10 protein-coding genes and 1 pseudogene are annotated in these 13225 nt (G+C 41.7%); 10 read left to right on the top strand and 1 reads right to left on the bottom strand.

The window, feature by feature from the left end:
- On the top strand, nt 1-626 hold a 626-nt coding region (locus PRIP_RS17235), incomplete at its 5' end, for an immunoglobulin-like domain-containing protein (RefSeq protein WP_036102489.1).
- 62 nt (nt 627-688) lie between these two features.
- Here PRIP_RS17235 and PRIP_RS15590 read toward each other — a convergent pair.
- Complete coding sequence (locus PRIP_RS15590) at nt 689-1387, bottom strand: Crp/Fnr family transcriptional regulator (protein WP_036102492.1); 699 nt, start codon at nt 1385-1387, stop codon at nt 689-691.
- Between the two features lie 309 nt (nt 1388-1696).
- Here PRIP_RS15590 and PRIP_RS15595 point away from each other — a divergent pair, with 309 nt between their 5' ends.
- From PRIP_RS15595 to PRIP_RS15635, 9 genes and pseudogenes are all read left to right on the top strand, one after another.
- Nucleotides 1697-2356: a cyclic nucleotide-binding domain-containing protein gene (locus PRIP_RS15595; protein ID WP_036102495.1), complete on the top strand. Its 660-nt coding sequence runs from the start codon at nt 1697-1699 to the stop codon at nt 2354-2356.
- Between the two features lie 137 nt (nt 2357-2493).
- Nucleotides 2494-3204, top strand: coding sequence for a Crp/Fnr family transcriptional regulator (locus PRIP_RS15600; RefSeq protein WP_036102498.1), 711 nt, complete (start codon nt 2494-2496; stop codon nt 3202-3204).
- Nucleotides 3205-3356: 152 nt separating this feature from the next.
- Nucleotides 3357-6989, top strand: a complete 3633-nt coding sequence (locus PRIP_RS15605) for an immunoglobulin-like domain-containing protein (RefSeq protein ID WP_036102501.1) — start codon at nt 3357-3359, stop codon at nt 6987-6989.
- A 62-nt stretch (nt 6990-7051) separates the two neighbouring features.
- Nucleotides 7052-7531, top strand: a complete 480-nt coding sequence (locus tag PRIP_RS15610; protein ID WP_052008992.1) for a DUF4352 domain-containing protein — start codon at nt 7052-7054, stop codon at nt 7529-7531.
- A gap of 28 nt (nt 7532-7559) precedes the next feature.
- Nucleotides 7560-8846 (top strand): nucleotide sugar dehydrogenase, encoded by a 1287-nt coding sequence (locus PRIP_RS15615; RefSeq protein ID WP_036102503.1) that lies wholly within the window; start codon nt 7560-7562, stop codon nt 8844-8846.
- 50 nt (nt 8847-8896) lie between these two features.
- On the top strand, nt 8897-10096 hold the full coding sequence (locus tag PRIP_RS15620) for a glycosyltransferase family 4 protein (RefSeq protein WP_036102506.1): 1200 nt from the start codon (nt 8897-8899) through the stop codon (nt 10094-10096).
- 10 nt (nt 10097-10106) lie between these two features.
- Nucleotides 10107-11396, top strand: coding sequence for a glycosyltransferase family 4 protein (locus tag PRIP_RS15625; RefSeq protein ID WP_036102509.1), 1290 nt, complete (start codon nt 10107-10109; stop codon nt 11394-11396).
- Nucleotides 11389-12465 (top strand): hypothetical protein, encoded by a 1077-nt coding sequence (locus PRIP_RS15630; protein ID WP_036102512.1) that lies wholly within the window; start codon nt 11389-11391, stop codon nt 12463-12465. Before PRIP_RS15625 ends, PRIP_RS15630 begins: the two co-directional genes overlap by 8 nt.
- Nucleotides 12462-13225: pseudogene (locus PRIP_RS15635) on the top strand (hypothetical protein); the annotation flags it as partial. The gene PRIP_RS15630 and the pseudogene PRIP_RS15635, both read left to right, overlap by 4 nt.

Below are 13225 nucleotides of genomic sequence, written 5' to 3' on the forward strand. Positions count from 1 at the left end.
AAATATTAACGCCAAACAATATCATTAAGAATGCTACCGACACAGTACGAATCAATGGCTACAGCGCAACTGGTAGTCTATTAGATTCCCAACCCGTAACAATCGTTAACAATATCACAGGTAAAATCACTTCCGCAGACGCATTCAAAATTGGCAAAGACAGCTACATCACAGCAACATACACAGGTGATATTGCAAAAGCTGAACTACAAGTCAACGGCAAAGCCTTGCAACGTATCGCTGTTACTAACGGTACCATTAAATACTACGCCAAAACGAGTATTACAAACACAACCGACGTAGTAAAACTAGTAACATACAATGCAGCAGGACAACAAGTGGACAGCCAAAGCATTACTATTTCTAAAGCTACTGGTGAAATAACAGCTAACCCTGTGAAAGCTGGCGATAGTTATTTAACTGGAACGGCAACAGGTGACATTGCCAAAGTAGCGCTTCGTGTGAACGGAGTTACTCAAACAAGTGTGGCTTTCATACAAGCAGAAGGCAGTTATAAATATTACATCAAGAGTCTTCAATTAAAGCCAACTGATAAAGTTACAATTATTGGCCTAGACGGAAGAAGTAATGAAATCCACACAACAGATGTAACAATATCGAATTAAAAAACAGATGGCGTACACGTTGGCTTTAAATCAGCGTGTATGCTATCTGTTTTTTTTATACTCTAGTAAGGAGGAATATCAGCAATGTGCAAAGTTTCTCGCAAAGCAGAAAAGTCTTCCAAAATCCAAGGCCTCTTAGAGGAGGTAAGAATGCCTTGGCTATGCAACTTTCTGAAGGTATGCGTTACTAAACTTCTCGAAGTGCTAGCAAGTTCAGCCACCATACTATGCGTGAGAAAAGGAGGTAGCTCAATCCGATTAGAGCTAACATGCATGCCGAAATTTGCTAATCGAACCAATGTAAGCAAAATTCGATTTTCCGCAGACAAATTGCGCATGGTTGCAAGAACAAACAATTTATAGCGCGTTTCATTTAAAAAACTTATCAAAATCAAATTTCTTGGATCCTCACTAAACAACATTTTGCGAAGAAATTCAAAATCAATCGTCCAGCACACGGAATCATTCAAAAATGAAATCTCACCAGCACTGGGGATATATCCTTCCACGACAGGGAAAGTGATGAATTTACCTGGATACACGATATAGAAATTCCGCATACCATCCTCACCTGAAAAATTGTATCTAACATAACCTCTTTCTAATAAATAACACACATGGCGGCTTCTATCAAGACGTATACTTGTCCCAGCTGGCATTTTCGTTTGCGAGCAATATTCGTGGAAGCGAGGATCTTTCTTTAAAATTTTCATAATATTCTCAAACGCGGCATGAGATTCTAGCAACTCTTTTGGATACATATATTGACCTCTCCTTTCATACGTACATACATAGTATAACAGATAACAATATTAATAATAAATGATATTTATATAACGATTTATCTCTAAAAAACTTCATTTCGAAAATGCGACATTGTTCACAAAAAATTCATAAATAGCCTCTTTTAACCTAATTCAAAGGTCAAAAAAAAACCACACATAAATTATGTACCGATACTAGCCTAAATCCCGAAAAAGATACTGAAAATAACGGAGCCACCCAAAAAACAAAAAAAACAAAAAAAGGAGTATACTTATGTCATTCCAAACGAAGGAAGGATGATTACCATGAGCCAATCCTTATTTTTAGAAGGCAGTATTTATAGTAATGAGCAAGCCAAACGCTATTTCCTAGAAGACCCAACCTACCCATTACCCTTCGAAACAATACAGTATCAAGCTGGCGAAACCATTAGCACAGAACAAACCAAATGCAACGCGATTCGCATTATCGGTTCTGGAATCGTCATGCAAAGCCAAAATAAAGAATGCGTAGACCTTATCGGAAAAGACACTTTTTTAGGTATCGACAGCTTATATACCCTTTCCAAAATCACGGCTACCACTTATACAGCCATTACCCCAACCATTATCTATCAAATCACGACACAAAGCTTTATGAACAAACTAAATGAAAGAAACGAAAGCCAACTGTTCCTAATTAGCCTTATGCGCAACACCACCATCCGCCAACTCTATCATTTCACAGCCCTGAGCCATGCCACCACGCATTTGACGCTAGCCCTTACGAAACTAGGCGAGATTCTCGGCGAAACAAAAGGAAACATGATCTATTTCCCAGAAGGCCTATCCCAACAACACATCGCCGCTTACCTAAATATCAGCAAAACAGTAATGAAAAACAGATGGGCAAAATTAATCGAGCAAGGTATTGTATCCGACGCAAACAATGAAATAGTACTGCACACAGGCAGTCTAAACGAATAGTAAAGTTGTTCACAAAACGTTCGAAATATCACGATTTTTATCGTAATGGCTTATGTTCGCGAAAAAAAAAAGCTATGTTAAGATAAATATATCGAGAGAGACAGTGCCTATTCGCAAGAAGCGAGGAGATGAGAAGAATGCCATATCAAGAATTATTTGATAAACAAGTCGTAAGTAAACAATTTAATAGCGATCAACTACTGAAACTACTCCTAGACGACAGCATATACCCAATCAGTCACGAAATTATCCAAGTGAAGAAACGTACGATACTACTACATGAAGATGAAGTGCATGAGTACCTATATATCATCCAATCCGGCTTATGCAACACAACAAAAGACGGACACATCAAAAGCTTTCTGAAAGAAGAAGAAGTCATCGGAATGAACAACATCCTCGGCAACGAAGTATCCTCATTCACCGTTACAGCACTCACCAATATGGTTTTACTGAAATTCGCCAAAGAAGATGTGATGTTGAAGCTAATGCACTTACAAGAAGGTCTGTTCTTTTTATATAACGATATGAAGCTAATGAACCAACACATGGTACAACGCGATGTCCTACACGTCGTAGATACGAAAGAAAGACTGAAGATAAATATCGTATACCTTGGTGTATTATACGGAAAAGAAATACAGAATCAATTAATATTACCGAATAATTTCACTAAAAAGATGATTTCGAATTTTATAAATTTAACACCGACAACCGTATACAATATTTGCAAACAACTAGTAGAAGAAGGCTTTCTATTAGAAGGTGCTCATAACATAGTAGTCAATAAAGAGGTTGCGACACACGAATTAGCTATCATCAAAGGGCTCGGCGTGTTAAACGTATGATAGACAAGCAAGACACCCCTACTAATACAACAGGGCTTTAAGGAGGCGGATCAGATTATCGACATAAACTAACTGGAAGTATACAAGAAAGAAAAAACAGAGATTTAAAAAATAGGAGGAAATTATGAAAAAGAATACAAAAAAAAGTATTAGTGGGGTTATTAGCATTTAACGTACTAGCATCTGCACCATTAACAACAATATCAGTAAATGCAGATGAAGTTAACTTATCTACGAAGGGTGACGTAAAGCTTCTAAATGGCTTAAAAGCTACAACAAATTTACTAGTTAACCCTCAATTAAGTAATATTAATGGGTGGTCAATCCATGGGAACTATACTCCATTAACAATGAGTGCTCCAAACGCAAGTGGATGGCAGTCTTACAGTGAATCAGGTAGAACCTATAGCGTGAAGGCTGAGGGAAATGGTTCAGTTATAGTAGGTATTAATGGAGGAGACACTACGATTATTGATCAACAAATTCCCACAATTGCTGGTCACAAATATAGAGTATCTTATACAAGTTCGCCATTGAGTGGGGACGTAGGTTACAGAGTTAAAGTTTACGTTGGTGATAAAACTGTAGTCAGCACGGATGGTAGTATTGTAGGATATGAAGATTATAGAAAAAGTGATGGTAAGCCACATACACTAGAATTTACAGCAGTGGATGATTCTACAGGAATTGGTTTTGGTGTGGCAGAAGTGAATCAAAGTGCCGGAACTATGCGCTATTCAAATTTAATTGTGGAGGATATTACCACGATTGCACAGACAACGATAACTAATACCATTTCAACACAAGATGTGCTAGTTAAAGGTGTTGGAGAGCCGAATGGTAATGTTTCTATTACGAATTTCGGGAAAGAGATTGGCGCTGGTAAAGTAGATGCACAAGGAAACTACAGCATAACAATTCCAAAACAAGTTTATGGTTCAACAGTCACTGCAACAGTCACTGCGAAACAATTGACATCTTCGGCGACTAAAACAGTAGTACAAGGGGCTATTGAAAACCCTATTATAAATCCAATTACGACAAAAGATACTATAGTATCAGGAAAAGGCGAACCGGGATCTGCACTAACTGTTAAAGCTAATGGAATCGAATACTCCCAAATAATAGCGAATGACGGCACTTGGAAACTTACTATTCCAAAGCAAGCAACCGGCAGTGTAGTTACCGCTAAATCAGTCTTAAATGGCGTATCTAGCTTAGAAACTACAACGCAGGTATCTTACGAAGGTCCGTCCACTCCAACCATCAATACAGTTACTAACCTATCTAAAAAAGTCACAGGAACAGGTGATCCTGGCAATGCAATCACTATTAAGGTTAAAACAGGAGACGACAGCATTTCTTATAGTGGTAAAGTGGATGATTTTGGAGAATATTCTATTTCAATTTATACACCAGAAGCAGGTTCTACTATAGAGGCTATTGCTAAAGACAGTTCAAATACACTAAGTGAAAAAGCGAGTAAATTGGTTACTGATGTTATAGCACCAGATGCTCCCATCATTCAACCAGTAAAATCAAATGACACAAAAATAACTGGTTCTGGTGAAGCCAATACTGTTGTGAAAGTAGTCCTGCCATTAGGGGCTATTGTTAATGGTAAAACAGATGACAAAGGTAATTTTAGCATTAATATTCCGAAACAAGATGAAGGAAGTAAAATTTATGTTACATTAACTGACTTAGCAGGTAATGAAAGTGAAGTAACTACAGTTACAGTTCAAGCTAATGCAATAGCGGCACCAACAATTAATTCTGTTACAACTGACAGCACAACAGTAACAGGAACAGGTATTGCAGGGGCAACCGTACAAATCAAAATAAACGATATTTTGTATAAAGGGACAGTGAAATCTGATGGCACATACAGTATCACGATTCCAAAACAAACAGCAGGAAGTCGCATTCTTGCAAACCAAATTTACAACGACGTTGTAAGTGCTTCTGTAGGAGCTTTCGTCACACAAGGAAAAGTAGCCGCTCCAACCATTAATGCATTAACAACGGATGATACAACAGCAACAGGAACAGGTATCGTAGGCGCATCTGTGAAAGTAAAAGCAAATAACATCGAGTATACAGGCACTGTAAAAACAGACGGCACGTACAGCATCGCGATTCCAAAACAAGCCGCTAATACAGTCGTTACTGCCACACAAACATTAAACAACGTAACAAGTAGTGCAGTATCAACAACAGTCAAAGCGACAGCAGTAACAGCGACGCTTACAGCTAACAACTTCACGATTGGCGTAGATAACTACATCAAAGGAACATACACAGGCGACATCGCGAAATTAGCGATTGAAGTCAATGGCGTATTACAACAAACGATTAATGCCACAGGTTCCCCATACCAATACTACGCAAAAGGCAAAGTCAACGCAGGAACCGACCAAGTCTATGTGATTGGCTATGACGCAACTGGCAAACAACTACAAAAAACAAAAGTAACTGTGAAACAACAAACAGTAGGAACAATCACACCAAACACATTCTACATCGGTACGGAAAACTATGTCACTGGTAAACTATCAGGAAACGTAGCGAAATTCAGCATGACAGTAAACGGCGTAGAATATTCTAAAATCAATGTAACAAACGCACCAGATTTCAAATACTATGCAAACAACATCATTACAAAAATCACCGATGTAGTTAAAATGAACGCGTATGACGCAAGTGGGAAACTCCTTGATTCTAAGCCAGTATCGGTTACAACTTACCAAGGCGAAGAAGGTAAAATCACATCCGTTGCACCATTCAAACTTGGAAAAGACAGCTATGTTACAGGCGCTTACACAGGCGATGTGAAGAAAGTAGAACTACAAGTGAACGGTGTGGCACTACAACGTATCAACGTTACAGGTGGCACGATCAAATATTACGCGAAAGCAAACATCACGAAAACAACGGACGTAGTTAAATTAGTAGGATATAACACAGCAGGCGTAGCTGTAAGCACAAAAGCCATTTCGGTATCTGCCGCAGACGGTACTGTAACAGCGAACCCATTCGTTATTGGCCAAGATGGCTATGTGAAAGGGAAATACACCGGCGATGTAGCGAAAATCAGCTTAACCGTTAACGGTGTCAAACAAACGACAATCAGCGTACCAGCAGGTTCAGACTACCAATACTATGCGAAAACACTTATCAAGAATGCTACAGATGTTGTCGTAGTGACAGCATATGACGCTGTAGGTGGCGTATTAGCAACAGCGAACGTATCCGTGAGTGATTCGAAAGCAGCAACTACTGGTACAGTGACACCAAACGCTTTCAAATTAGGTGCAGACGCGTATGTAGATGGCACGTATACAGGTGACGTAGCGAAAGTAGAATTAGAAGTCAATGGCGTGAAATATGGCCGTATTCCAGCATCAGGAAATACAATTCATTACTACGCATCTTCTCTTATCACAAATGCTTCTGACGTAGTTAACGTACATGTCTACGACGCAGCAGGCAAACTACTAGACAGCAAACCAGTAAGCGTAGTGGCACCAACAGGCACAGTCACTGCAACAGCAGTTAAAGTAGGCGACAGCTACCTACGCGGCACAGCGACAGGTGATGTAACGAAAGTAGCATTGAGCATCAACGGCACGGTCCAATCTAGCACAGCATTTGTACAACCAGATGGTTCTTACCAATACTACATCAAGAACCTAAACCTAAAAGCAACAGATGAAGTGAAAGTAATCGGCATGGATGCACGAGGAAACACAATCAACACAGCGAACGTAACTATCACGAATTAATGAAAAAGGGGAGAGGTAAGACTCTCCCTTTATTATGAAATGAAAGAAAAGAGGTTCCACCTATGAAGAAATGGATGATAGCAACAATGGCAATCACAGCCCTACTATTCGCAGGCGCGTGTGGTAACGATACAACAGATCAACCGAAAGAAACCAAGACAAGCACTACAAAAGAAGACACAAACGTAACCGAACATGTCACTAAAACGGTGAACAACATCGATATGAAAGTCGGCACGATTAAAACGACCGAAAGCACGAAAAAAGATACGAACATGGTAAGCATCGCGATGACCTTTGTGAACCACGATAACGCACCAGTGGGTGTTGGCGCCGCAGATTTTAAAATCAAAGCTGGCGACAAAACGTACACTGTTTACCCCCAAGGCAATAATTTTGGTGATGAATTCAAGCCAGGCGAAACCTTAAAAGGCAATGCCTATTTCGAATTACCAAACACGATCACCAAAGGCACATTGGTCTATCAACCACTGAAAAAAGAAGAAGCAAGCTGGTCCATTGAAATTCCAGCAGCCAAATAAAACGGAACTATAGAAAGGAATGTCAGTATTGAAATTAGTTGTCATAGGATTAGGGTATATCGGATTACCAACGGCCATCATGTTTGCCAACCACAAACAAGAGGTGGTTGGGGTGGATGTCAATGAGCACGTGATTAGCGAATTAAACGAAGGCAACATTCATATCGAAGAGCCAGGGCTACAAGCAGAATTAGATAAAGCGATACAACACCAAACATTCCGCGCCACCATGGCTATCGAACCTGCAGATGCCTTCATTGTCTCAGTGCCAACGCCAAACCACGAGGATGCCTTAAAATCATGTGATTTGAGCTATGTCAAAGCCGCTGTGCAGAATATCCTCCCTGTTTTACAAAAAGGCAATACGATTATTATTGAATCCACCATTGCACCACGTTCCACAGAAGATGTCATTTTACCCCTTGTGGAAAGCACCGGTCTTATTGTTGGAAAAGATGTGTTCCTTGTCCACTGCCCCGAACGCGTGCTACCAGGTCAGATTATCCACGAATTAATCTATAATAACCGCATTATCGGTGGCGTTACGCCCGCGTGTACTGCGGCTGGAAAAGCGATTTATAGCGTCTTTGTCAAAGGCGAACTTATCGAAGCCACGGCGTCGACAGCCGAAATGTCGAAATTAATGGAAAACACGTACCGCGATGTCAACATTGCCTTAGCCAATGAATTGGTGCATATTTCCGCAGAACTGAATATCAACGCACTAGACGTTATTGACATGGCCAATAAACACCCACGAGTGAACTTACATCAACCTGGTCCAGGCGTTGGTGGTCACTGTCTGGCAGTCGATCCGTACTTCATCGCAGCCGCAGCACCCGAACAGTCCCGCTTGATTCAAGATGCCCGCCATATTAACACAACGATGCCTGATTTCATTGTCGCCAACACGATGGCACTGATGACCAGACAACATGGCAAGAAAATCGCTGTCTTCGGATTGACCTATAAAGGGGACATTGATGATATTCGCGAAAGCCCAGCTCTTGAAATTTATGACAAGCTAAAAGCAACAGGAGCTTTTGAGGTGGTGGCCTATGATCCGCATGTCCAAGCTGATTTTGTGGAACATGCCATGGAACAAGCGACCGCAGATGCTGACATGGTCTTGATTCTAGCCGACCATACGGAATTCCGTCGTTTGACCGGTTTTGACCTAGCCAACATGAAGCAGATGATTGTGTTAGATACGAAGAACATTATAGAAGAAAAAATAACGATTGATAGTTACTTTAATTTAGGGAACATTGCATCAATTTATGACACAGAACAGATGGCCATAGAAGCTTCTTAATAAACTAGGCCGAAGGTAGCTATATGGAGAATCAGGAATGTGGATGATGAATGAAAAAACTACTCTTAATATCACAAAATTTCTATCCTGAAATAGGAAGTGCCTCGAATCGCATGAAACAAGTATTTCGCCGTTTCAGCAAGCAATACGATACGAAGCTATTAACGACTGAGCCGCAATATCCGAACCGAGCCATCTACGAACAAGCAAAATTTTGGGATGACGCCATGGATACCGAAAACATAGCTCGTATCCAGCCACGAACCACGAACTATGAAGGCAATATGATACGACGTTTCTTGCTCTACTTAGAGACGATGTGCCGATTCCTGTGGCGGATTGTCCGCGAAAAAGAGTCCTTTGATGTCGTCTACGTGTCCAGCCCGCCTATTTCCATCGCTTTAGTCGGCCTCTTTGCCAAGAAAAGGCTCCGTGCGACCTTAATTGTGGATATACGCGATCTGTGGCCCGCCTCCTTACAAGGGGTGGGGAAATTCAATAAGCCCTTTTTCTTGCGTATCGCGTATTGGTTAGAGCGTAAAATCTATCAACACGCCGATCACATCATTGTCAACAGCGAGAGCTTCGCAACCTACATTACCGAAACTGGTATCGACACGCAAAAAATCAGTTTTGTGCCCAATGGGTTAACCAATCAAGAAATGGCGCAAGGAAGCCAAGAAAAACCGATGAAGCAGGAGCCTCTCACCGTGATTTATACCGGCAATTTCGGGTTGGCGCAAGAACTAGACAGCTTTATCAACATGGCCGATCATTTTAAAAACGATGATACCGTTCGTTTCGAAATGATCGGCTATGGCGCACATTATCAAACAGTGACTAATGCGGTACACGACAAACAGCTTCACAATATTCATGTCTATCCGCCAGACACGCGCGAGAATGTGTTACAAAAGCTTCTCCAATCCGACATCGCTTTTGTGAGTCTTGTCCCACATCCTGTGTTCGAAACGGTCATTCCTGGCAAAATTATCGATTACATGGGTTGCGGATTACCCATTATCGGTATGGTGTCTGGATACGCCAAACAAACCATCGAAACTGCCGAAACAGGCTTTGTCTTCCAACACGAAGAAGCCGATGAAATGTACCAAAAATTAAGCGAATTACTCGCCAATCCAGTGCTCCGAGAAACACTGCGACACAACGGATTAGCGTATGCCAAGGAAAACTATAGTTGGCAAGACAATTTCCAACGAATGGAATATGTCATCGCAACATGCAAATGAGGGAACCACGATGTCCAAAAAAGTAGCCGTCTTTGTTTGGAACCATTTCACCAACGATGCTCGCGTATGGCGGGAATGCACCGCATTACAAGCAGCGGGCTATCATGTCGATATTATTGCGCTCCAGGATCCCAAACAAGCGGACCTAGCGAAACAAGAAGCACCACTACCCAATCTCCACATTTTCCGAGTCAGCAGCGAACTCCCTTGGCCACTCATACCAATGGCTCGTTGGCTCAAAACAAGCAAATGGGCACAGCTTTTCATGAGCGCAGTCGCCCTCGTACTCGTGTTTTTCCAACCATGGCTATTCCTGCTGTGCGCCCTATTGGTGGGTCTCTTGGCATGGCGCAAAACACGAACCGTACTCCGCAGATGCGCCATTTTTAGTCGGATGGTACGCCAAGGCATGGCACAAAAATACGATATCTATCACGCCAACGACTTAAACACACTACCACAAGCGGTGCTGTGCGCCAAACTATTCCGAAGAAAACCATTAATTTATGACTCGCATGAAGTGCAAACGAGTAGAACCGGATACGACAGTCGCCTCTACGGTATCAGCGAAAAATGGCTGCTCCGTTTTACCGATGTTTGTATCCACGAAAATCATACACGCGCTAGCTACATCGAAGAGACATACCATTTTTATCCGAAAGTGGTCCATAACTATGCCGATGTTTTCCAACCTGACCCTTGTCGACATATCGATTTACATGACATGTTAGACATTCCAACGGAAGAACCGATCTTGCTCTACCAAGGGGGGGTTCAAATTGGTCGTGGGCTTGATAAATTAATCCAAGCCATCCCGCTTTTCGATCGCGGTGTGGTGGTCATCCTTGGCGATGGCCGTATAAAAGAAGACCTACAACAACAAGCGAAAACAATGCACCTCGCGAAACGAATCCGCTTTTTACCGAAAGTACCGGTGGCCGATTTGTTGTATTACACACAGAATGCTTATCTCGGATTTCAGCTGTTAAACAATGTGTGTTTCAATCACTACTCGGCGTCTTCCAACAAGTTATTTGAATATATCATGTGTCAAGTACCCGTGATAGGTGCCAATTTTCCAGAAATAAGCAAGGTGATTCAGGAGGAACAGGTGGGCCTTACGGTGGATTCACATGACCCCGTCGCTATTGCGCAGGCCGTGAATCAGTTGCTTGGCAATCGTGCCCTTAGAGATGAGCTAAGTCACCACTGCCTACAAGCCCGTGAAAAATACAATTGGAGCCAGGAAAAAAAGCTCTTTTTAGAAATCTATAAAGAATTAGAGGATGGACATGACTAGAAAAAAGCCCTTTCTTACCTTACGCGACAAGACGCAATTACAAAGTAATCGCGATCCAGCGACAGCCATTATGGCATTAACCAAAAACTACTACCAATGCGATGTATTAGCACACATGACAGCATTACTCCCGAAGCAAGCTAATATTCTGGAATTAGATGAACAACTATCCAGCCATGCAATTTATTTTGCCAAATATGCGTCGGTTCACCACATATATATGCCGACCAAGGATCGTCGAAAAGAAATCCAAGTGAATATGCGGCACAATCACATGTCACAGGTAATCACCGTGACGCATGCTCCAGAGACGTGGCATTCTTGGTTACCTGCGGTGCATCTGATCCACTTTTCCAAACGCATGCTGCAACGATCTCTGCTCACACAATTACTGCCGCATCTAGCGACACAGACCATACTCTGGCTGGAAACTGAAAATGCCGATTACGATGAATTACTTGCCACCAGCCATTATTACGTCGCCCATCGTTTTCCGGGCCATGTGATATATACATTTCAAGAGAAGCCAACTGAAACAAAAAAAGAAGATAGCACAGAAGTGGAAAAAAAGGTACTTGCATGGCTTGACACATACAAAGGGCATATTGATGACGTTGCCAACGAATTTGCCAAACAACAAATCAACACGGAAGCGAAGCACCAACGTCAACTGGAAAAACAAAAACAACTCGCTACTAAAAATTGGAATGAACAAGTAGCGATGCACCAAAAAGAACTACAACAGTTAAAACGCCAAATTACCGATAGTAAAGCTATGGTGAAGTACATTTCAGATGCTTGGAATGCCGAAAAAATTGTGAACCATGACTTAAATCAACGCATCTATACCTTATTGGAAACCGAGAAACCGGTACTACTGGCACTAAAAGAACGCAACATCGCGCAACAAAAAGAACTCGCTGTTTTGCGCCAACAAAATAGGCAGCTAACACATCGATGGAAACAATTACAGACTAAATATGAGCGTCTGAATAATACCAAAATAATCCGATTCATGCGGAAATATTGGCATTTTAAAAAAAGCAGAAAATTGAGGAATGACACGTGAAAAAAATTGAGAATATATACCATGAAATTGAATACTTACAGAAGAAGATCTTAAACAACATTCGACCAGAAGTCATCGAGCAAGAAGATTTTATCAATGCAGACAACTGGCATAGTTCCAATGAAGCGCTCACGTTTGAACAAGCAGGGCAAGCCGTGAAAATCAAGAATACAAGCGATCACTATGTCTATTTCTCGTATTTAGAAACCAATTTATTATTTAGTCGGTATCCGGCCAATATTATGGAAGCTGTGCCTGGCGAATTATTCGAGTTTCACATTCAATTGGAAACAACGGGTGTGAACGCAACCAAAATAGCGATTATCGAATACGGGCATAAAGAAAAAGTGAAGGCGACGCTATTTGACCCCAACAAGAAGTACCGTTTCCAAGCATCACCGGACACCGTTCGGTTGCGATTCGCGTTACGTGTACAAGGCAAGAGTGAGGTCTTTATTACAGGGTGTGCGTGCCACCGCGTATTTGATGAAGCGAAAGCGCACGCGCAAGGAAGCGCACAACTGGAAGCGCGGACGCGTTTAGCCAATATACAGCATACGAAGGAACTACGCATGGCCTGTATTTTTGATGAATTTACGCGCACCTGTTACGACAAGGAAGTGCAACTGATTTCTTTTACACCGGACAATTGGGAAGAAGTGCTGGAGCGGGAACAACCCCATGTACTCATGGTCGAATCTGCGTGGCATGGCAATGAGAAGGCCTGGGAATACAAAATCGGTCGGTATGCGAACCAAAG

The organism is Paenilisteria riparia FSL S10-1204 (assembly GCF_000525995.1).
In the GTDB taxonomy this organism is placed as follows: Bacteria; Bacillota; Bacilli; order Lactobacillales; family Listeriaceae; genus Listeria_A; species Listeria_A riparia.

What these genes read in the sequence shown, in the direction of transcription:
- PRIP_RS15620 (WP_036102506.1), top strand. Translation starts at nt 8,897, where the DNA reads ATGAAAAAACTACTCTTAATATCACAAAATTTCTATCCTGAAATAGGA.
- PRIP_RS15595 (WP_036102495.1), top strand. Translation starts at nt 1,697, where the DNA reads ATGAGCCAATCCTTATTTTTAGAAGGCAGTATTTATAGTAATGAGCAA.
- PRIP_RS15600 (WP_036102498.1), top strand. Translation starts at nt 2,494, where the DNA reads ATGCCATATCAAGAATTATTTGATAAACAAGTCGTAAGTAAACAATTT.
- PRIP_RS15610 (WP_052008992.1), top strand. Translation starts at nt 7,052, where the DNA reads ATGAAGAAATGGATGATAGCAACAATGGCAATCACAGCCCTACTATTC.
- PRIP_RS15625 (WP_036102509.1), top strand. Translation starts at nt 10,107, where the DNA reads ATGTCCAAAAAAGTAGCCGTCTTTGTTTGGAACCATTTCACCAACGAT.
- PRIP_RS15590 (WP_036102492.1), bottom strand. Translation starts at nt 1,387, where the DNA reads ATGTATCCAAAAGAGTTGCTAGAATCTCATGCCGCGTTTGAGAATATT.
- PRIP_RS15630 (WP_036102512.1), top strand. Translation starts at nt 11,389, where the DNA reads ATGACTAGAAAAAAGCCCTTTCTTACCTTACGCGACAAGACGCAATTA.